General features: G+C 58.4%; 17 protein-coding genes. 11 read left to right on the plus strand and 6 right to left on the minus strand.

Features of this window, described 5'->3' with window-relative positions; all coding sequences use genetic code 11:
- The first annotated feature begins 276 nt into the window (after positions 1-276).
- From OHL14_RS14365 to cobA, 3 genes are read left to right on the plus strand one after another with little or no spacing between them, the layout of a single operon-like run.
- Positions 277-2,001, plus strand: a complete 1,725-nt coding sequence (locus tag OHL14_RS14365; RefSeq protein ID WP_263380041.1) for a nitrite/sulfite reductase — start codon at positions 277-279, stop codon at positions 1,999-2,001.
- Between the two features lie 5 nt (positions 2,002-2,006).
- The gene (locus tag OHL14_RS14370; protein ID WP_263380042.1) at positions 2,007-2,651 is read left to right on the plus strand and encodes a precorrin-2 dehydrogenase/sirohydrochlorin ferrochelatase family protein; all 645 of its coding nucleotides are present in this window, start codon (positions 2,007-2,009) and stop codon (positions 2,649-2,651) included.
- Positions 2,648-3,457, plus strand: coding sequence for a uroporphyrinogen-III C-methyltransferase (gene cobA / locus OHL14_RS14375; protein ID WP_263380043.1), 810 nt, complete (start codon positions 2,648-2,650; stop codon positions 3,455-3,457). Before OHL14_RS14370 ends, cobA begins: the two co-directional genes overlap by 4 nt.
- On the opposite strand, the gene OHL14_RS14380 is transcribed toward cobA, so the two are convergent.
- Together OHL14_RS14380 and OHL14_RS14385 are read right to left on the minus strand one after the other, a co-directional pair.
- Positions 3,454-4,566, minus strand: coding sequence for an alpha/beta fold hydrolase (locus OHL14_RS14380; RefSeq protein WP_263380044.1), 1,113 nt, complete (start codon positions 4,564-4,566; stop codon positions 3,454-3,456). The two genes, cobA and OHL14_RS14380, sit on opposite strands and share 4 nt — an antisense overlap.
- Before the next feature lie 23 nt (positions 4,567-4,589).
- A complete protein-coding gene (locus OHL14_RS14385) occupies positions 4,590-5,144 on the minus strand; it encodes a glutathione peroxidase (RefSeq protein WP_263380045.1) in 555 nt (184 codons plus the stop codon).
- A 337-nt stretch (positions 5,145-5,481) separates the two neighbouring features.
- On the opposite strand from OHL14_RS14385, the gene OHL14_RS14390 reads away from it, so the two are divergent.
- Positions 5,482-7,359 carry an APC family permease gene (locus OHL14_RS14390; RefSeq protein ID WP_263380046.1) on the plus strand — a complete coding sequence of 626 codons (1,878 nt, stop codon included), beginning with the start codon at positions 5,482-5,484 and terminating at the stop codon, positions 7,357-7,359.
- 69 nt (positions 7,360-7,428) lie between these two features.
- On the opposite strand, the gene OHL14_RS14395 is transcribed toward OHL14_RS14390, so the two are convergent.
- The 4 genes from OHL14_RS14395 to OHL14_RS14410 form a co-directional block, all read right to left on the minus strand.
- Positions 7,429-8,601, minus strand: a complete 1,173-nt coding sequence (locus OHL14_RS14395; protein WP_263380047.1) for a cysteine desulfurase family protein — start codon at positions 8,599-8,601, stop codon at positions 7,429-7,431.
- Between the two features lie 33 nt (positions 8,602-8,634).
- The gene (locus tag OHL14_RS14400; protein ID WP_263380048.1) at positions 8,635-9,267 is read right to left on the minus strand and encodes a hypothetical protein; all 633 of its coding nucleotides are present in this window, start codon (positions 9,265-9,267) and stop codon (positions 8,635-8,637) included.
- Positions 9,268-9,454: 187 nt separating this feature from the next.
- On the minus strand, positions 9,455-10,189 hold the full coding sequence (locus tag OHL14_RS14405; RefSeq protein WP_263380049.1) for a hypothetical protein: 735 nt from the start codon (positions 10,187-10,189) through the stop codon (positions 9,455-9,457).
- Positions 10,186-10,740 (minus strand): RNA polymerase sigma factor, encoded by a 555-nt coding sequence (locus OHL14_RS14410; RefSeq protein ID WP_263380050.1) that lies wholly within the window; start codon positions 10,738-10,740, stop codon positions 10,186-10,188. Before OHL14_RS14410 ends, OHL14_RS14405 begins: the two co-directional genes overlap by 4 nt.
- A gap of 256 nt (positions 10,741-10,996) precedes the next feature.
- Here OHL14_RS14410 and OHL14_RS14415 point away from each other — a divergent pair, with 256 nt between their 5' ends.
- The 7 genes from OHL14_RS14415 to OHL14_RS14445 all read left to right on the plus strand — a co-directional run bounded on the left by OHL14_RS14415 (position 10,997) and on the right by OHL14_RS14445 (position 19,971).
- Positions 10,997-11,545: a DinB family protein gene (locus OHL14_RS14415; RefSeq protein ID WP_263380051.1), complete on the plus strand. Its 549-nt coding sequence runs from the start codon at positions 10,997-10,999 to the stop codon at positions 11,543-11,545.
- 79 nt (positions 11,546-11,624) lie between these two features.
- Entirely contained in the window at positions 11,625-12,860 is a 1,236-nt protein-coding gene (locus OHL14_RS14420) for a Zn-dependent hydrolase (protein ID WP_263380052.1), read from the plus strand.
- A gap of 97 nt (positions 12,861-12,957) precedes the next feature.
- Positions 12,958-14,289 carry an NAD(P)-dependent oxidoreductase gene (locus tag OHL14_RS14425; RefSeq protein WP_263380053.1) on the plus strand — a complete coding sequence of 444 codons (1,332 nt, stop codon included), beginning with the start codon at positions 12,958-12,960 and terminating at the stop codon, positions 14,287-14,289.
- Positions 14,276-15,739: an NAD-dependent dihydropyrimidine dehydrogenase subunit PreA gene (gene preA, locus OHL14_RS14430; RefSeq protein ID WP_263380054.1), complete on the plus strand. Its 1,464-nt coding sequence runs from the start codon at positions 14,276-14,278 to the stop codon at positions 15,737-15,739. The genes OHL14_RS14425 and preA overlap by 14 nt, the downstream gene beginning before the upstream one ends.
- Before the next feature lie 10 nt (positions 15,740-15,749).
- Positions 15,750-17,165: a dihydropyrimidinase gene (hydA, locus tag OHL14_RS14435; protein WP_263380055.1), complete on the plus strand. Its 1,416-nt coding sequence runs from the start codon at positions 15,750-15,752 to the stop codon at positions 17,163-17,165.
- Complete coding sequence (locus tag OHL14_RS14440; protein WP_263380056.1) at positions 17,162-18,619, plus strand: NCS1 family nucleobase:cation symporter-1; 1,458 nt, start codon at positions 17,162-17,164, stop codon at positions 18,617-18,619. Before hydA ends, OHL14_RS14440 begins: the two co-directional genes overlap by 4 nt.
- Positions 18,616-19,971 carry an aminotransferase family protein gene (locus OHL14_RS14445; RefSeq protein ID WP_263380057.1) on the plus strand — a complete coding sequence of 452 codons (1,356 nt, stop codon included), beginning with the start codon at positions 18,616-18,618 and terminating at the stop codon, positions 19,969-19,971. Before OHL14_RS14440 ends, OHL14_RS14445 begins: the two co-directional genes overlap by 4 nt.
- The last annotated feature ends 10 nt before the right edge of the window (positions 19,972-19,981 follow it).

Below are 19,981 nucleotides of genomic sequence, written 5' to 3' on the forward strand. Positions count from 1 at the left end.
TCAGCAGCATCCCTCGCTGACGCACTCGTCGATTTGGTTGCCTCGCGATAAGAAATCCTTATGCGGCATAAGTTTTATATGGGTTGACGTTCGAGTGTGGAGACCCTAACCTTACATCTATGAAGCTTTCGCCTATCGCGGCCTGTTGTCCTCTGCTCTCGCACAGGGCGTGCTGCGCAGCTTACTAAAAACAAGCGATTGCAGAATATTCGACCCCAGTGCCCACGCCTTGAACGTGGGCTTTGTTGTATCTGTACATCCGACAGGAGATAGACCTTGAGCGAAGTCAATGCGAATCCCACAGCACCCGCGCCGAAGGAGACAAAGGCCCAGAAGTCCGAGCGCCTGAAGCTCGCGAAAAACCCCTGGAATGCATGGGACGAGGTGCGTACGTTTGCGCGTGAAGGTCGCGCCAGTGTGCTGCCGGAATGGACGGGTCTGTATTTCAAGTGGTGGGGCGTATACACGCAGGGCGATGGTCTCGGGGTGACTGGCGGTAAGAACGGCGAGGGCCTCGCCAGCGACTACTTCATGATGCGCATCGGGCTGCCGAACGGTCTGTTGACCGCGCACCAGCTGCATGTGATCGCCGATCTGACCGCGAGACATGCGCGTGGCGTAGCCGACATTACGACGCGTCAAAACATTCAGCTGCACTGGCTTTCGATCGAAGCGTTGGTTGATGTAGTTGACGCACTGACGGCGATTGGCCTGTCCCCCAAGGGTGCCTGCGGCGACGTGGTTCGTAACGTCACCGGTTGCCCACTGGCCGGGACTGATGGTCATGAGCTGATTGATGCTTCGCCGCTGGCATTGGAGATTGCGGAGAAGCTGACCGCGAATCCCGAGTTTTATAACCTGCCGCGCAAGTTCAAGATCAGCGTGACGGGCTGCCCCATCTGGTGCTCGTACCCGGAGATCAACGACGTAGCGCTCACAGCCTTGAAGCGTGTGAAGGATGGCGAAGAGGAGATTGGCTATTCGATCCGCGTCGGCGGTGGTCTCTCTACGGAGCCGCATATTGCTGTGCGATTGAATGCGTTCATTCCGCAGGACAAGGCTTATGACGTAGTGAAGGCTGTCTGCGAAATCTTCCGCGAGCAGGATGCTCTGCGTGAGAACCGCACGCGCGCCCGCATCAAGTATCTTTTCATGCGACACGGCTGGACGGCAGAGACGATGCTAACCGCCATCGAAGAGAAGCTTGGCTATAAGTTCGATCCTAGCGAAGAGGGCCCGATTGCGGACGATGTGTATCGTGACCACGTTGGTGTGCATCGCCAGAAGCAGGATGGCCTTAGCTATGTGGGAGTGACTGTACTGAACGGGCGGCTCGATCCAGACCAGCTTCATGCGCTCGCGACGTTGAGCGAGACCTACGGCAACGGTCAGCTGCGCGCGACGATCGGCCAGAACATCGTACTGGTGAATATTGCGAACGAGAAGGTCGCGGAGCTGGTCGGTAAGATCACAGCGCTTGGCCTGCAGGTGGAGCCGACGGTGTTCTATCGCGGTGCTGTGGCCTGCACGGGTACGGAGTTCTGCAAGTTGGCTATCTCCGAGACGAAGGGCTTCAACAAGTGGCTGGTTGGCGAGCTGGAAGAGCGGATGCCGAGCTTCGATCAGCAGATTCGTCTGCATGTAACGGGCTGCACCAATAGCTGCGGACAGAGCTGGATCGCAGACATCGGCCTCGAAGGTAAGAAGATCAAGAAAGACGGCAAGCTGGTCGATGCCTTCTACTTCTGCGTGGGTGGCTCGGTTGGCGAACATGCGGGCATTGCGCGGCAGATTGGCTATCGAGCGGCTGCGGAAGATTGCCCTGAGGCGATCGAGCGCCTTCTTAGAGGTTATCTGCAACTGCGCAACGAGGGCGAAGATCTGCGTTCCTACTTTCGCCGCACAAGCGATGATGATCTGCGGACGCATCTCGCTGGCGAAATCGTGGACGCGGTTGAGAGAGAGGCTGCGCCTGGGCGTGTTCCAGCGAGCGTAAGCTAACGACTATGAGCCTGTTTCCGATCTTCCTCAAACTTGCGTCTCGCCCATGTGTCGTTGTTGGCGCAGGGAACATTGCTGAGTCCAAGATTGAGAGCTTGCTGATCGCGGAGGCGCGAGTGACGGTCATCGCTCCAGAGGCGTTGCCGCGAGTGCGGGAGTGGGCCGAGAGCGGGGCGCTCACCTGGCATCGCCGCGAGTATGCCCAGGGTGACCTCGCTGGAGCGTTTCTTGTCGTCGCTGCCACGGCGACGGCGAGCGTGAACCGCGCTGTCTATGCTGAGGCGACGTCTGCAGACATTCTTTGCAATGCCGTCGATGATCCGCCGTTCTGCGATTACTACTTTCCGTCTGTGGTGCGCCGTGGCGAGTTGCAGATCGCGATCTCCACCGCAGGCGAGAGTCCTGCGCTGGCACAGCGCCTGCGTAAGGAGCTGAATGCGGCTTTGCCGCTCGATACCGGCGAGTGGCTTATGGAGCTTGGCCGTTTGCGGCGCGAGGTGACGGCTGTCGAGCCCATCGGTGAACCGCGTAAGCAACTGCTGCATGAGCTGGCACAGCGCGAAGTCTGCGGATTTGCCGAGTGCCCCTCACGCATGCGCGCGCGCCAGCACGCTCGCGAGCTGGGTTTCCTGCCGAAGGAGACTGCATGAGCGTCGTCACACGGGCGGAGAAGGGACGCGTCTATCTCGTCGGTGCAGGTCCCGGCGATCCTGAGCTACTGACCTTGCGTGCGCTCCGGCTGCTCGAATCCGCCGATGTCATCTTTCACGACGATCTTGTGCCGGATGAGGTGCTGGCACTTGCGAACCGTCGCGCGCTCATCACAAGCGTCGGCAAGCGTTGTGGCCGTCCGCGCATTACGCAGGCTGAGATACATACACTGATGGTGAATTCCGCGCAGGCAGGGCAGTCGGTCGTTCGGTTGAAGAGTGGCGATCCGCTCGTTTTCGGTCGCGCGGGAGAAGAGATTGCCGCGCTGCGGGCAGCGAAGATCCAGTTTGAGGTTGTGCCAGGGGTGACGGCTGCGTTCGCTGCGGGAGCCGCCCTCTCGCTGCCTTTAACGGATCGCAAGAGTGCGTCGAAGTTGATCCTCTGCACAGGGCACCATGCCGCTGAAAAGCAGTCGACCACGCCGCTGTGGACAGGCACATTGCCTGAGGATGCGACGGTGGCGCTATACATGCCGGGGCGCGACACGGCGAGAATTGCGGCAGAGCTTGCGGCGGCCGGTCTTCCGTCAGATATGCCGTGCTGCGCGATTTCTCATGCTGCGACTCCGCGGCAGAGCTTTGTTACGGCACGACTCGAAGGTCTGAGCACTCTGGTTTGCGGACCAGCACCACTCCTTTTGCTGGTGGGACGAGCAATGGAACCGCTGTTTGCGGTTGAGAGCGATGCGCGCGAACTGATGCCCCTTATCGAGCGCGCAGATGCCGGACTTCGCGACGAGAGCTAGTGTTTCGGCTCGGACTCCTGCAAAAGCTGAACCAGATATTCCTTCCAGACCGCGGCCTGCGTGTGAGTGCCGTGGCCGCGAGTCGCATCGGAGATCGGGACCACGATGAAGTGTGCCCGGGGCATATCCTTCACCTGCTTTTGCGCGATGTCCAGTTCTGGCGGATTGATGAAGTCGTCAGCGGAGTTCACCCACATGACCGGAACCGTGATCTTCGCGAGGTTCTTACTGGGGTCGTAGTTACGCGAAGCATCCATGTAATAGACGAGATTGTTCGCATCGGTTGCAGCCACAGTGCGATCAAGATACTTGTCTACATAGGCTTCAGCTTCCGCTCGCGTGGGATATAGCTTCTGCATCTGTAGTGGCGCTGAACCCATGATGAGCAACATCTCATTTGCCCCGCGAAGACCTTCGACGGGCTCGGCGGTATACTCGCCGTTCTTCCACGCAGGATCACGTTCGATGTTCTCAATTGCCATGTAGCGTGTCATGCGGTTGCGTCCGGCGAGAGGTATGGCGTTGCAGGCCAGCGGCATCAGCGCGTCCGCGAAGCCAGGATACGTCTCACCCCAGACGAAACTCTGCATGCAGCCCATCGAGGTGCCGAGGATGAGCCGGAGATGATCGACGTGCAGCGCCTCCAGCAGCATCTGATGTTGCGAGCGGACCATATCGTCGTAGTCGTAGTGAGGGAAACGCATGTGCAGACCATCGGAGGGCCTGGCAGAAACGCCGTGTCCTATGTCATCAGGAAAGATGAGGTAGAACTTTGTGATATCGAGCGGCTGCCCGGGGCCAAACAGGACGGAAGAAAATTGTGGAGCGAATAAGGTGTGGGCGTCACCGCCGGTACCGTGCAGCAGCAGAACAGCGTTGTCCACGTGGCCAGCCGCGTTGCGATGCGGCTGGCCGAGCGTTAGGTAATGGAGCTTCAGCTCGGGCAGGGTCTCACCTGAGCCAAAGCGGAAGTCCCTTGCGATGTAGTCGCCGGGAGCGCCGTCGTACTTCATCGTGCTCGCAACGAGAGGAGCCGCGATGGGTGGAGTGCTCATTGTTTGAGCAAAGACGGGTGTCACGAGCAGTACTGGAATCAGTGGCCACTTCATCGCAGTCTCCTTTGAGCTACGGTTTAGGCAATGGCCTTTTCGACAGCCTCAGTCACGCGAGGGTCTTCAGGCGGCATGTCGGGAGCAAACCGAGCTGCGACCTTACCGTCCTTGCCGATAAGGAATTTCTCGAAGTTCCAGAGAATGCCGGGCGCCGGGTTGGGTGGTGGGAATCCATGCGCGGCGGAGTACTTTTCCAAGCCTTCGCGCCAAGGGCCGTTCACAATGGCCTCTGGCTCTTCGGCGATCAGTTCCTTGTAGAGCGGATGCGTGTCCTCACCTGTAACGGCGATCTTCGCGAACAAAGGAAAGCTTACGGGATATTCGGTGGAGCAGAAGGTGGCGATTTCCTCGTTCGTGCCAGGCTCCTGGCCTGCGAAATCGTTCGCAGGGAAGCCAAGAACGATGAGACCTTTATCCTTGTAGTTCTGATAGAGCTGCTCGAGCGCTGTGTACTGCGGCGTAAGACCGCATTTCGAGGCCACATTGACGATGAGCAGTGCCTTGCCTGCATAGTCGGCGAGAGTGGCGGGGGTGCCGGAGATCGTGGTCAGGGGGATGTCGTAGATGCTTGCCATACTGCCAGTCTAGCAAGTTGCATCAGGACGCTCGGAACGAAGAGTATCCCGCGCAGACTTGCGAAATCAGTTGGATGATGCAGCATCTATAGTCAGATTGTGCAGCCTAAATAGGTAAGGCTTTCTCAATATCCACAAGGCAACTGCGCGATTCACGATGCATTCCCGTCTCAAATTCTCCTAAGTCGAGTGCAGTCATCATCTTGCAATACGGAATGCATTAAAAAGTTGTAAAGGCTCCGTAAAGAGACCCTACGTTTTCTGTGTGGATACTTGACAGTTTTGCAGTAGGATACCTATCGGCGCCCTCCCACGCCATTGAGGATTCTGTAAGGGTATGAAGTTCTTTGATGTGCTGTTTGGTAAGCCGCTGGCTTCGAACGAGGCGCATGCCGAACATATCGGTATTGCAGCGGGTATCCCGATCTTCGGGCTTGATGGACTAACAAGTGCGGCTTACGGGCCTGAAGCAGCGATGACGCTGCTGATCCCTCTGGGGCTGTGGGGAGTGCAGCATTATCTGCTGCCAATCTTTGGCTTCATCCTTTCGCTGTTGGTGATTCTCTACTTCAGCTACAGGCAGACGATCGAGGCGTACCCGAACGGTGGCGGCTCGTTCACCGTCGCGAGTGAGAACCTAGGGGACCATGCGGGGCTTCTGGCGGCAGCTGCCCTGATGATCGATTACATTTTGACGGCGGCCGTAGGGCTTTCTGCAGGTATCACTGCGCTGGTGAGCGCGGTGCCGGCGTTGCATCGCTTCCAGTTGGAGATGTGCCTGTTCCTGCTGGTGGTGATTGCCATCGTTAATATGCGCGGTGTGAAGGAGGCCGGGGCAGTGTTTATGCTGCCGACGTTTCTGTTTGTGGGAACGCTGCTGACCACTATCGGCGTTGGAGTCTACCACTCGCTGATTGCCCATGGTCACCCGGTGGCTCTCGCGGCACCGCCGATCGACGTAACGCAAATGCAGAAGTTCACGCCGATGCTGATGCTTTGGCTGCTGATGAAGGCATTCTCCAACGGTTGCGCAGCCATGACCGGTGTGGAAGCGGTATCGAACGGTGTGACCGCCTTCAAAGAGCCGCGCAGCAAGAACGCGAACGGCACGCTGACGGTCATTATCTTCATCCTGATTGTTCTGCTTTACGGTCTGAGCTATGTTGCGAAGTCGTATGGCGTGACCGCGATGGACCCCAATGCGAGCAACTATCAGAGCGTGCTTTCGATTGAGGTAGCCGCGGTGTTTGGGCGTGGCTGGTTCTACTATGTCACCATGGGTGCGGTGCTCGCTGCACTGTCGTTCAGCGTAAATACAGCGTTCGCGGACTTCCCGCGTATGGCTCGAGCGATCGCCGGCAAAGATTATCTGCCGCACGTCTTTCTGCTGCGTGGACGTCGTTTGCTGTTCTCGCACGGCATCTACGCGCTCACCGGCTTCACCGCGCTCATCCTGATTCTGTTCGATGGCGTAACCGATCGCCTGATCCCGCTATACGCTATCGGCGCGTTCCTGGCGTTTACGTTGAGCCAGGCTGGCATGGTGCGCCATTGGCATAAAACGCTCGACGCGAGCCATCGCCACCTGAAAATGTTTATCAATGGCCTCGGCTCCGTCGCAACGGGTATTTCGCTGCTCATTATCCTGGTGACGAAATTCCTGTACGGAGCCTGGGTGACGGTGCTGCTGGTGCCATTCCTTATCGGCGTGATGCTGATGGTGAAACGTCACTACATGCGCGTGAAGCGCGAGACAGAAGATCCTACGCCACTGCGGCTTACCGGGCTCGAGCCGCCGATCGTTGTGATCCCAATGGCTCGCTGGGACAAGATTACCGAAAAAGCGATGCGCTTTGGCATGACGATGAGTACTGTAGTCAAGGTAGTCCACGTAGATTCGGATGACGCCGATGCGCTAGGCCAGGTGTGGGAAGAGATGGTGCTAAGGCCGATCCGAGAATCGAACATGCCGGAGCCTGAGTTGATTACGGTCCGTAGCAACTATCGCACGATCCTTTCTCCATTGATGGATTACGTCCTGCAACTGGAAGACGACAACCCTGGTCGAAAAATCGCGGTACTTCTGCCTGAGTTGGTAGTTCGCCACTGGTGGGAGAATCTGCTGCACAATCAGCGCGTTCAACTGCTGAAGCTGCTGCTTCTGTTGAAGGGCAACCAGCGGCTGGTGGTTGTTAACATCCCCTGGTACCTATAACGCAACGAATAGAAGCCTTTCAGTAATGCCGCCTGTGATGGGTGGCATTGCTGTTTCTGCTTGACGCGTCTAGATCAGGCTTCGCAGGCGAGCAATGACTTGAGGAATGATTGCAAGCGCAAGATCTATCTCCTCGGAGCTGGTGAGGCGCGAAAGCGAAAGCCGCAAGCTGCCGCTTGCCTCTCCAGGCGTGAGACCCATCGCGACGAGGACGTGCGAGGGCTCGGTTGCTCCCGACTGACAGGCGGCGCCGAAGCTTGCGGCGATGCCCTGCATATCGAGCGCAATCAGCAGCGACTCCGCATCGACACCTTCAAAACGCAGATTTGTGGTGTTGGGTGCTCGGTGGCTCGTTGTGCCGTTCACACTTGTGCCTGGAATCGCCGAGAGCAGTCCCTCTTCCAACCGATCGCGGAGAGCACCGAGAGCGGCGGCGTTGTTATCTGCTTGCAGCCAAACTTGGGCGAGTTCAGCTGCCCGGCCGAGTGCCACAATGCCTGGCACATTCTCTGTCCCCGCCCGCCTCTGTCGCTCCTGAGGTCCGCCGTATTGCAAGGGCGTCAGATGCAGGCCGCTGCGGACGAACAGTACGCCAGTGCCCTGGGGCGCGTACATCTTGTGGCCGGAGATGGTGAGCAGGTCAACATTCTTGAATTCACCGCTCAGATCGAGCGGCAGCTTGCCTGCAGCCTGCACAGCATCGGTATGAAAGACGATCTCCGTGTTGAAAGACTTAGCGATACGAGCGAGTTTGCCGACAGGCTGTACGGCACCCGTCTCGTTGTTCGCCAGCATTACGGAGATCAGCTTGGTTTGCGGCGTGAGTGCATCCTCGAGGCTTGCCGGATCGATGACACCTTCGCGATTGGGTGCGAGATAAGTGACGCGGACGCCGCGCCTCTCGAGCGCTTCGGCAGCGTATAGCACGGCGTGATGTTCGATCTGAGTGGTGATGAGGTGAGCTGGTTCGCCTGCATGCAGCCACGGCTGCATTACGCCCATCAGGGCAAGATTGTCGCCTTCGGTGCCGCCGGAGGTGAACACGATCTCTTTGGTGGAGGCTTTAAGCAACTTTGCGACCGCGTTACGAGCCCGTTCCACTGCGGCGCGCGTGCGCTGACCTGCCTGGTGCGCCGAACTGGGATTGCCGGAACCGACCGTGAAGTAGGGAAGCATTGCCGCAACCACTTCAGGCAAAACTGGAGTCGTCGCGTTGGCGTCGAGATAGATGCGCTGCTGCATGTCTCGATTGTAGAGTCATGCAGCAGCTCTCTCCTACTTGATCTGCTCCACCATCACGTCGATATCGAGATGCCTGGTGCTGTTCGGGATATCGATGGAGCCGAGCATCAAGGGCTTGCCCAACGTCGCAATGCTGGAGCCTTCGAGTACGCTCTGGCGGACAACCGGCTCCGTTACACCAGCGATGGTGTTCGTTGAACCGATGCTGGACTGTTCGACCTTTGACTTCAGGCTGACGCCGTTCGCCATCGAAATCACGGTTGCATCGAAACTCATACCCACATCTAAGTACGTGAATTGGGTCTGCGAGGCTGCGTTGTCTGTTGAGAACGAGCCGGTAGCTACAGGGATCTTATCGCCTTCTTTCATTGTGCTCCGGTTTCCGTCGGAAGCCACCAGCGAATAATGCTGCGTTCCGATATTCTTGCCATTTTCAGAAACTGCAACGGTGTATGTCAGCCGGTACAGTTTGCGAGGCCGATCAAGTTCGTGAATGAAAGCTTCAATCCTGCCGATCTCCTCTGGATAGCTACTGATGGAAATAGCATCCTGGCTTGCGATGAGATAAACCTTCAGTTCAGGAGAGAACATATTGCGCACGGCGACGAGGATCTCGTTGGCATCGTTCTGCGTGGTCACGTTCGCAAGATAAATAGTCTTTGTCACAGAGTGAAGGCGTCGGCAGTCACCCTCTGCTGTATGGCTTGAAAGCTTATTGCAGTCGGTAGTGGCGTTTGAGTCTGCCGATTGTGCGCGAGCTGCGAGACTGACAGGCAATGCGGCGAAGAGGCATAGGCTGCGCAATGTGAGGCGGGAGAGAGTCATGCTGAAGGCTCCGATCATGAAGTTGAGGCTAGTGAGAGGAAGGAGGTTCGATGTCGGTGGCAGGCAGTATCTCCTCCGACGGTGGAGAAGCAGGGGTAAGGACCTGGGCAGTTGCCAATGGACCGAGCAGGCCATGCACGTACTCGCGGATGCTCGCACGTTCGCGGGCTTCGGCAACGGCGCTGAGTGCGGACTCGCGCAGAAGATCGAGCGTTGCGATCTCGAGTGGTTGACCGGGGCGGGTGGAGTGGATCAGAAGCGTCTCCTGGTCTGTCAGCGCGAGCGCCGGAGGCGGATGGCTGGGAGCCAGCGTCTCGGCCAGCGCGAGGGCGTCAATTGCATCGGTGGCGTCGTTTGACGGAGAGGGCGTCTGTGAAGGCACGTTGGAGGCTCTATGTTTGCCTGCTGCGGTTTCGCTCGGAGGCGCAACGGGCTTATGGTGAAGGCCGATTGCAGGTACAGACGAGGCTGATTGTGTGGTGGTTGCGATGGACTGCGTTTGCGTATACCTCCAGTGAATCGTAAAACCGACACCGATCCCTGCAAGCGCTATCGCCAGGATGGCGCCTGATCCTAACGTCAGGCGCGGAAAGCGGGAGTTCAAGCTGAAGCCGATAGTGCGAATTGAGAGAGACGCTCTGTACTCGGCGACAACCTCGCGTTGAGCGAGGCGCGCGTTGACGCGCTGCTCGATTCCTGCTGGAGCGGTAGTAGAGCCCAGAGCGTGCAGAAGCTGGTCGATGCGCTGATCTGTGGGGTTCATACACGTACTCCTTTCTGTAGGCGTTGACGAAGGTGGGTTCTGGCCCGGAAGAGCAGGGCGCGGACGGCAGACTCGCTTTTGTGAAGTATCTCCGCTATCTGCGAGGTCTGTAACTCATCCATGGCGGAGAGCAGGAGGACGGCGCGCTCAGCTTTGGGCAGGTGGTCTATGGCCTGCAATACGGCATGCATCTGGCGAGCTTCGCTAAGAGCCTGATCGGCGGCGACCGTCTGTGCTGCGAGGGATTCAGCAAAGCCTACATCGAACTGCTGCGGCTTGATGCGACGTTTGCGATCGAGAGCCAGGTTCCACGCGATGCGAACGAGCCAAACGCGCATGTCGCGGACTTCATTGAGCTTGCGGCCATGCTCGATGACGCGCACGAAGGCATCCTGCACGACGTCCTCGGCCTCGGTCTGACTGCGCAGGATAGAGTGTGCGACGCGGAAGAGGAGTGCGGAGTAGGTTTCCACCAGTACGGCCAGATCGATCTCCGATCGTACCGCCTGCATGGACGACATCCCCAAGCTGAATCCCTCAAGCGCATTCATAAATGGCCTTCTACTGGTACAGACGGGCGGGTTTGAAATTCGCTCGGTTGATTTTCAACCTTTCTCACGAAGTGATGGCGGTCTTGCATGGAAGCGTACACGACTGGACGGCGAGACCTCCTGTCGCGGTTTGTCGGCTGGGACGTATGTATCTGATAGGCTGATCCTGTTCAAACCACTGCTGGAGGTGATGGAGATGGTCGTGCGTGACAGGTTCGTAAGGATGGCGCTGGTTGTTTGTACGATTTTTTTGACTGTGCGACTTAGCGCCCAGATGGGTGGCATGGACAAAGCGCAGAGTGTCTCGTCGACTGCGGCGGAGTCGCCCTCGGTGGCACTGGATGAGCCTCTCAAACTCTTTGAGCAAGAGATGATGGGCGTGGTGAATTCCATGCCGGCCGAAAAGTTTGGCTTCGCTCCCGCAGCAGGGACGTTTGCGGCAGGACAGGGCGCCAAGTTTGAGGGAGTGCGGACATTTGCCGCCGAGGCCACGCACGTCGCCGAAGCGAACTACTACTTCTTCTCCAGCATCAGCGGTCTGAAGCCGGACGTGGATGTAAAGACGATTGAGACAATGACGAAGAAGGAAGATATCGTCGCGGTCCTGGCGAAGTCTTTTGCTTTCGGGCACAGGTCCATCGCGACGATCACCACGCAGAATGCGTTCCTTCCTATCAAGCCGGTTGACGGTATGAAGACCCGCGCTTCGCTTGCGGCCTTCAGCGTAGCGCATGGCTATGATCACTACGGCCAGATGGTCGAGTATCTGCGTATGAATGGCGTCATCCCTCCGGGCAGCAAGTAGTCGCCGGGAGGTGAGGTTAGCAGGGCTGCCCTTTGTCGGCGGCCCTCTTGCTTTATTCGAACGGGTACGGGAGAAAACGATGGTGAATGCAAGCAGGGTACTGAACAACCTCGACGAACTGCGGGCGTTGACTGCGGACGAACACGGAGCGCAGCGTCTCGCGTGGTCGCCGGTCTGGCTGAGGGCGCGCGCTTGGTTTGAAGAGAAGCTGAAGTCGCTGCCTGTCGAGCATCATTACGATGCAGCTGGGAATCACTGGGTCACGCTGCAGGGTGTGAGCCCGAAAGCCCTTCTAGTTGGCAGCCATCTGGATTCGGTGCCGAACGGCGGGTGGCTCGATGGATGCCTTGGCGTGCTGGCTGCGCTGGAGGTGCTCACGCATTTTTCGGAACGCTACGACGGACGTCCGCCAATTACGATCAAGCTTGTTGACTTTGCGGATGAGGAGGGCGCGCGCTTCGGTCGCAGCTTGTTCGGCTCCTCCGCGTTCGCTGGTAAAGCGACGATAGAGGCGGACCGTAACCGGACCGATCGCGAGGGCACGACCCTGGAAGTTGCGCTGGCTGCATGTGGAGTCGCTATCGATCGGGTGGGCGATGCTGTGGCAGAGCAGAAGGACCTCGCAGCGTATCTGGAGCTGCATATTGAGCAGGGACCGATTCTTGAAGCACAAGGTAAGCCACTCGGCGTTGTGCTCGGGACCAAGGGCGTGGAGCGCTGGGCGATCACGTTTCATGGTCAGGAGGCGCACTCAGGTTCTACGCCGATGGCTGTGCGTCGCGACGCACTTGCCGCTGCTGCGAAGCTCGCGCTGGAGATTCGACCGATTGCGATGAAGCATCCGCAAGCGGTTGCCACGATGGGCAGCGTCAAGACCTTTCCCGGCATCGTGACGGCCGTGGTTGGCCGTTGTGAGACGACACTCGACATCCGCGACCTCGATGCAGAGGTGCTGGCGCAGATGCTAGGGGAGGCTCGCGCGGCGAGTGAACGCTTTGCTGCAGAAGAGCGCTGCACTGTGGAGTGGTCAAAGGTCTGGTCGATTGAGCCGATACCGTTTCACCTACGGCTGATTGAGCTCTGCGAAGAGGCTGTCGTTGAGACTGTTGGCGTGACGGAGACGCTACCCAGTGGTCCACTTCATGATGCAGCGGAGGTGGCGCGCGCCGGTATTCCAACGGTGATGATGTTCGTGCAGAGCCTGAACGGCCTGAGTCACAACTCCGCTGAAGATACAAAGCGCGAGCATCTGGAACAGGCTGTTTCCGCGTTCGCGTCTCTTGCGGAGAAGACGGTTGGGTGGATTACAGGTTAAGTTGCTGCTATTGATTCCTGGCCGGGCGGCTCCCGCAAACGCGAAGAATGGTGGATAATCAATCTTTCACTCTCAAGCTCAAGGAGTTCTGCTCATTGTGAGTACGTCTACTGGCTTTTTTGAGAAGGCACCCGGCTCGCCGGAGATTGCGGAGCGCTTTGCTGATCTGCATCCTCCGCTTACGCCTGTGGCCGCGATGATTGAGGCGAACCGATGTCTTTACTGCTTCGATGCGCCTTGTATGGCGGCATGCCCAACGCATATCGACGTGCCGAAGTTCATAAAGAAGATAGCGAGTGACAATCTCGAAGGCTCAGCACGAACGATCCTCGATGCGAATATCCTCGGTGCGAGTTGTTCGCGTGCCTGTCCAGTAGAAGTGTTGTGTGAAGGTTCATGCGTCTTGAACCATCACAATAGCCGACCGATCGAGATTGGTCGGCTGCAGCGTTTTGCGATGGACGCGTTACATGCGAGCGGAGCGCCTCTCCCCTTTGAACCAGGCAAAGACACAGGCAAGAGAGTGGCGCTGATCGGTGCGGGTCCGGCATCGCTCGCCTGCGCGGCAGAGCTTCGACGCCGCGGTATCCAGGCCGATCTCTTCGATGCCCGCGCACTCCCCGGGGGACTCAATACCTACGGTATTGCGGAGTACAAGCTGCCCCTGGTGGAGAGCCTGCGCGAGATCGATATGCTCACGCAACTCGGAGTGGACTTCCACTTCAATACGGTCATCGATGCGAGGGCGCTCGACGATCTTGAAGCCCGTTACGATGCGGTCTTTCTCGGTGTGGGCCTGGGCGCGATCCGCAAACTTGGTATAGCGGGCGAGGAGCGCGCTGGTGTGACGAACGCGCTGGACATGATCGCTGAGTATAAGAGTGGCACGATGACCTCAGTGCCTGCGAGGGTCGCAGTCATCGGCGCCGGCAATACCGCCATCGACGCAGCCATCGCAGCGGTGCGGCTCGGAGCGACGGAGGTCACGATGATCTATCGTCGTGGGCCTGAAAGCATGTCTGCGTTCACCTTTGAGTACGAACATGCAAAGCAGGAAGGCGTTCGTTTTCTGTGGCACGTCGTACCTTCGGAGCTGATAGGTGAAGAAAGCATAACGTCGCTGCGGCTTGCACCCAACCTGGGCCCGCCCGCACACAGATCGGAAAACGCCTGCGAGGTAGCTGTGGACCTCTTGGTGCTCGCGATCGGCCAAGGTACGCACACCGAGTTCCTTGATGGTGGCAAGGTGGAGCTGGAGCGAGGTCGCATTGTGGTGAGCCGCGCCACCGGACAGACTTCAAACGCGAAGTACTTTGCGGGAGGAGACTGCGCGAATGGAGGTCGCGAGGTCGTCGATGCTGTCGCCGACGGCAAACGCGCAGGCATCGGGATCGCTAACTATCTGGAGGTAGCCCATGCCAACGCTTGAGACGACCTTTGCCGGCATCAAGTGTCTGAATCCTTTCTGGCTGGCGAGCGCTCCCCCGACGAACTGCGGCGAGCAGATCATGCGGGCCTTCGATGCTGGCTGGGGCGGCGCGGTGTGGAAGACGATTGGAGCGCCGGTTACGAACGTGAGTTCGCGCTACTCGTCGATTGACTGGAGCAACCAGCGAATGATGGGCTTCAATAACATCGAGCTGATCTCCGACCGGCCCACCGAGGTGAACCTTCGCGAGATTGCGGAGGTGAAGAAACGCTATCCGAAGCATGTCGTTATTGCGTCACTGATGGTGGAATCGAAGCGCGAGACATGGCATGACATTGTGCAACGCGTCGAAGATGCTGGCGCGGATGGGCTGGAGTTGAACTTCGGATGTCCGCACGGCATGAGCGAGCGTGGCATGGGGTCGGCGGTGGGGCAGGTGCCTGAGTATTGCGAGGAGATCACGGGCTGGGTGAAGGAGAAAGCGCGCACGCCGGTCGTCGTGAAGCTTACGCCTAACATTTCGGACATACGTATGCCTGCGCGCGCGGCGAAGCGCGGTGGTGCCGATGCGCTCTCTGCGATCAATACGATCAACTCCATCACGAGCATCGACCTTGAGACGCTACAGCCGCGGCCGAACGTCGATGGCAAGAGCTCGCACGGTGGCTATTGTGGACCTGCGGTAAAACCGATCGCGTTGAACATGGTCCAGCAGGTGATGAGCGACCCGCTGGCTGCTTTGCCGATGTCAGGGATTGGGGGCATTGGGAGCTGGCAGGACGCGGCGGAGTTCATCCTGCTGGGCTCCGGCACGGTGCAGGTGTGCACGGCTGCGATGCACTACGGCTATCGCATCGTGGAGGACATGAGTGATGGGCTGCTCGCATGGATGCGCCGCAAGGGCTACGAGACGATCGACGACTTTCGCGGGCTTTCACTGCCGAACGTGCGTGAGTGGAAGAACCTGAACCTGAACTTTCGCGTGGTCGCGGAGATCCATGCGGACAAGTGCATCGGCTGTCAGCTTTGCTACACGGCCTGCTGGGATGGAGCGCACCAGTGCATCCATCTGGACCGCGCGGACGGAGGCATGCAGACCCTAGTGAAGGGCACCGATCCGCGCTATGAGCATGGCGAGCCGAATCCGCATGGAATGCCTACGCCAGCGATGGTGCTGGCGAAGTCGGCGATGGTGATTACGACGACGCCGATCCCGAAGCTGGATATGAGTTCTGTCGCTTCGGGCGAGGGCACTCCGCTGCACCGCGTTCCGCGTGTGGATGAGGACGAATGCGTTGGTTGCAATTTGTGCTCGCTGGTCTGCCCTGTGCCGGAGTGCATCACGATGGAGCGTCGCGATACGGGCTTGCCGCCGGAGACATGGGAGCAGCGAGTGGCGAAGCGTGAGGCGGCTGAAAGCGTGGCTGCAACAGGGAATCCGAATTTGTAGGAGTCGTCGCATGGGAACACTTATAAAGAACGGAACGGTCGTTAGCGCGAAAGATTCGCAGAAGCTCGATGTGTTGATCGTCGGTGAGAGGATCGCCGAGGTTGCGGCGAACATCTCTGCGGAAGGGCATGAGGTTGTCGATGCGACGGGATTGCTGGTAATGCCTGGGGGCATCGACGTGCATACGCATCTCGATATGCCGTTTGGTGGAACGACCTCTGCGGATGATTACACGACAGGCACGCAGGCAGCGGCGGTTGGTGGCACGACAACGGTGATCGATTTTGCGTTGCAAAACCAGTCGAGCACGTTGAAGGATGCGCTCGATACGTGGCTGAAGAAATCGGATAATAAGGCCTGCGTGGACTTCTCGCTGCACATGGCCGTGACGAATCTGCATGGGCCAGAGGGCGCGGAGACGCTGGCGGAGATGGACGAGATGGTTGCGGCGGGTATCTCCAGCTTCAAGTTGTTCATGGCGTATCCGAACGTGTTGATGGTGAATGACGAGCTGATGTTCCGCGTGATGCAGAAGGCTGCGGAGTTGAATGCGCTTTGTCTTATCCATGCAGAGAATGGCAGCGCGATCGATGTTGTGGTTGCGCAGATGATTGCGGAAGGGAAGACGGAGCCGCATTATCACGCGCTCTCGCGTTCGCCGAAGGCTGAAGCTGAAGCGACGCATCGCGCGATTGCTCTGGCGGATATCGCAGGGGCAGCGGTGTACATCGTGCATCTGTCGAATGAAGATGCGCTGGCAGCGTTGAAGTTTATGCAGGGGCGTGGAGCGAAGGCGCTTGCTGAGACTTGTATTCAGTACCTTGTGCTGTCGATCGAAGATCAGATGCCGGGCAAGAGCTGGGAGGAAGCGAAGTATGTCTTTACGCCGCCACTGCGCGAGAAGAAGAATCAGGAGCCGTTGTGGGAAGCTCTTGCTGATGGAGCCATGTCGGTGGTGTCGACCGATCACTGCCCGTTCCGGTTTGCGGATCAGAAGGAACTTGGGCGCGGCGACTTTCGCAAGATTCCGAATGGAGGTCCGGGTGTTGAGAACCGGCTGCAGATCCTGTGGCACTTCGGAGTGAACGTTGGAAGGATCACGCCGGAGAGGTTCGTTGAACTTGCTGCAACGGCGCCTGCACGCATCTTCGGCATGGAAAAGCAGAAGGGCGCGGTTGCTGTGGGCCTCGATGCAGATGTGCTGCTGTGGGACCCGACTGCGGAGTACACGATCTCTGCGAAGACGCAGAAGATGGCCACGGACTACTCGATGTTTGAGGGCTGGAAGGTGAAGGGCAACGCCGCGAAGGTTTATTCTCGCGGTGAACTGGTGGTCGATAACGTGGCGAAGCCGGGAGAGTTTCTCGGAACGACGGGCCGCGGCAGGTTTGTGCGGCGCGAGGCGAATGCTGGAGGTATCGGTTGATTCTTCCGAAGCCGAATGTGGTGATGGACAGCGATGTGATGGCGGGCGCATTCGCGCCGGACGCGCGACTATACAACGATGATCTTGCGCCGACGATGCCTTCGCAGCGCACTTGGTCGATGTATAACTACTTCGCTCTGTGGTTCTCCATGTGCATGGAGGTCACGACGTACATGCTGGCGGCGAGCCTGATCGCGGGTGGCATGAACTGGAAGCAGGCGATCGGCACGATCCTTCTAGGTAACTTGATTGTGCTGGTGCCGATGCTACTGAACGCTCATGCTGGTGCGAAGTATGGCATACCGTTTCCTGTGTTTGTGCGAGCGTCGTTCGGGCCGGTTGGAGCGAACATTCCTGCGATTCTGCGGGCGATTGTGGCGTGCGGCTGGTTTGGCATTCAGAGCTGGATTGGCGGGCAGGCGATTGCCGCGATGGTTGGTGTGTTGTGGCCGCACACGCTGGGAATTCCGATGGTGACGTGGGTGTGCTTCCTCGGGTTCTGGCTGTTGAATATGGCTGTGGTGTGGCGTGGCGTTGAGTCGATCCGATTTCTGCAAAGCTTCGCGGCCCCTTTCATGCTGGTGATGAGTCTTGCGCTGCTGGGCTACATGGTGCATCGCGCGGGAGGACTTGGCCCTGTCTTTTCTGCGCCGAGCAGGTTCACTTCCACTGGGAGCTTTTTGAAGTTCTTCGTGCCTTCGCTGACGGCGATGGTGGGCTATTGGGCGACGCTGAGCTTGAACATTCCTGACTTTACCCGCTATGCGAAAAATCAAGAGTCGCAGCTTGTCGGGCAGGCGCTTGGGCTTCCGCTCGGGATGGTCTTTTACTCCGCGTTGGGTATTGCGGTGACGTCCGCTTCGGCGGTGGTGTTTGGACATGCGATCTGGAATCCGGTTGAGTTGCTGGGTCGGTTCCACAATCCCTGGGTGGCGTTTCTCGGGCTTGTTGCTCTGTTGGTGTCGACCTTGAATGTAAACATCGCTGCGAATGTGGTTTCGCCTTCGAACGACATCTCGAATCTTGCACCGCGTGTCATAAGCTTCCGCACGGCGGGGTTGATTACGGGGTTCCTCGGCTTACTGATGTGTCCGTGGTATTGGATGTCGACGTTTGGTAATTACGTGTTTGGTTGGCTTGTCGGCTATTCTGGGTTGCTCGGTCCGGTTGCGGGGATCATGGTCGTGGACTATTTTCTGATTCGAGGCACGCGGCTGGATAGCTACTCTTTGTATCGGCGGGATGGAATCTACGAGTATCGAAGGGGCTTGAATCCAGCGGCGATTGTGGCGCTGGTGACGGGTGTGTTTGTCGCGCTGGTCGGGCGGTTTGTGCCGCAGGTGGCGTTTCTGTATGACTATGCCTGGTTCGTCGGGTTCTTCCTTTCGGGAGCAATCTATTACGGGATGATGTTCAGCCAGCGCGTGCGCGCGGCAGAAGTGGATGGACTATGAGTGAGCAGTTGACGACGTTGACCTCAGATGAGGTTGTGCAGATCACGAAGGACACGAACTATGGCACATGGCGGTTCCAGAAGGGTTGGAACCCGATGCACATCGTCGATGCCGAAGGTTGCTACATCACGGATGCGAACGGGAAGAAGTATCTCGACTTTTCTTCGCAGTTGATGTGCATGAACCTCGGCCACAAGAACGCGGCGGTGATCGATGCGATCAAGAAGCAGGCAGAAGACCTCGCGTACGCGATGCCGGGATATGCGACGACTGCACGTGCGGAGTTGAGCAAGCTGCTGTTGGAGGTGCTGCCGAAGGGGCTGAACAAGTTCTTCTTTACGACATCCGGAACGGACGCGAACGAGGCGGCTTTCAAGATTGCGCGCATGTATACGGGCAAGTCGAAGGTGATCGCTCGCTACAGGAGTTACCACGGTTCAACTGCGGGTTCGATTGCTGCGACCGGTGATCCGCGACGCTGGGCGATGGAGCCCCGCGGCAAGGGCCCGGGAATTATTTTTGGGCCTGAGGTGCATTGCTACAAGTGTCCGATCAAGCATACATATCCTGAGTGCGGGATTGCGTGCGTGGATTATCTGGAGCACATGATCCGCAACGAGAGCGATGTGGCTGCGGTGCTGGTCGAGCCGATTGTGGGCACGAACGGCGTGATCGTGCCGCCAGCGGAGTACATGCCGAAGCTGCGGAAGGTCTGCGACGAGACGGGCGTGCTGCTGATCGCCGACGAGGTGATGAGCGGCTGGGGACGCGCGGGTGAGTGGTTCGCTATGAATCTTTGGGGCGTAACGCCGGACATTCTGACGACGGCGAAGGGAATTACGAGTGCTTATGTTCCGCTGGGACTTTGTGCGACGAGCGAGAAGATCGGCGACTTCTTTCAGGACCACTACTTCGCGCATGGGCACACGTACGAGGCGCATCCGATGACGCTGCTGCCTGCGGTGGCGACGATCCAGGAGATGAAGCGACTTGGGCTGGTGGAGCGGGCTCGCGAGCTTGGGCCGTTTGTCGAGGCCAAACTGCAGGCGCTGAAAGCAAAGCACAAGAGTGTTGGCGACGTGCGCGGCAAAGGGCTCTTCTGGGCTGTCGATCTGGTGAAGAACCAGGCGACGAAGGAGCCGTTCAACACGTATACCGACAAGGTTTCAGGCAAGCCGCTGCTGGTGGATCAGATTGCGGGCAAGATGCTGTCGGAAGGCGTGATCATGCAGGCTTGGGTTTCGCACTTTGTGATCGCTCCGCCGCTGATCGTAGAGAAGGAAGAGATCGAGCGCGGGATCGACATGCTGGACAAGTATCTGTCGATTGCGGATGAGGCATGCGGGGGGTGACCCCCTCCCC

This window comes from Granulicella paludicola, from assembly GCF_025685545.1.
In the GTDB taxonomy this organism is placed as follows: Bacteria; Acidobacteriota; Terriglobia; order Terriglobales; family Acidobacteriaceae; genus Granulicella; species Granulicella paludicola.

What these genes read in the sequence shown, in the direction of transcription:
- OHL14_RS14370 (WP_263380042.1), top strand. Translation starts at nt 2,007, where the DNA reads ATGAGCCTGTTTCCGATCTTCCTCAAACTTGCGTCTCGCCCATGTGTC.
- cobA (WP_263380043.1), top strand. Translation starts at nt 2,648, where the DNA reads ATGAGCGTCGTCACACGGGCGGAGAAGGGACGCGTCTATCTCGTCGGT.
- OHL14_RS14380 (WP_263380044.1), bottom strand. Translation starts at nt 4,566, where the DNA reads ATGAAGTGGCCACTGATTCCAGTACTGCTCGTGACACCCGTCTTTGCT.
- OHL14_RS14385 (WP_263380045.1), bottom strand. Translation starts at nt 5,144, where the DNA reads ATGGCAAGCATCTACGACATCCCCCTGACCACGATCTCCGGCACCCCC.
- OHL14_RS14390 (WP_263380046.1), top strand. Translation starts at nt 5,482, where the DNA reads ATGAAGTTCTTTGATGTGCTGTTTGGTAAGCCGCTGGCTTCGAACGAG.
- OHL14_RS14395 (WP_263380047.1), bottom strand. Translation starts at nt 8,601, where the DNA reads ATGCAGCAGCGCATCTATCTCGACGCCAACGCGACGACTCCAGTTTTG.
- OHL14_RS14405 (WP_263380049.1), bottom strand. Translation starts at nt 10,189, where the DNA reads ATGAACCCCACAGATCAGCGCATCGACCAGCTTCTGCACGCTCTGGGC.
- OHL14_RS14410 (WP_263380050.1), bottom strand. Translation starts at nt 10,740, where the DNA reads ATGAATGCGCTTGAGGGATTCAGCTTGGGGATGTCGTCCATGCAGGCG.
- OHL14_RS14420 (WP_263380052.1), top strand. Translation starts at nt 11,625, where the DNA reads ATGGTGAATGCAAGCAGGGTACTGAACAACCTCGACGAACTGCGGGCG.
- preA (WP_263380054.1), top strand. Translation starts at nt 14,276, where the DNA reads ATGCCAACGCTTGAGACGACCTTTGCCGGCATCAAGTGTCTGAATCCT.
- hydA (WP_263380055.1), top strand. Translation starts at nt 15,750, where the DNA reads ATGGGAACACTTATAAAGAACGGAACGGTCGTTAGCGCGAAAGATTCG.
- OHL14_RS14445 (WP_263380057.1), top strand. Translation starts at nt 18,616, where the DNA reads ATGAGTGAGCAGTTGACGACGTTGACCTCAGATGAGGTTGTGCAGATC.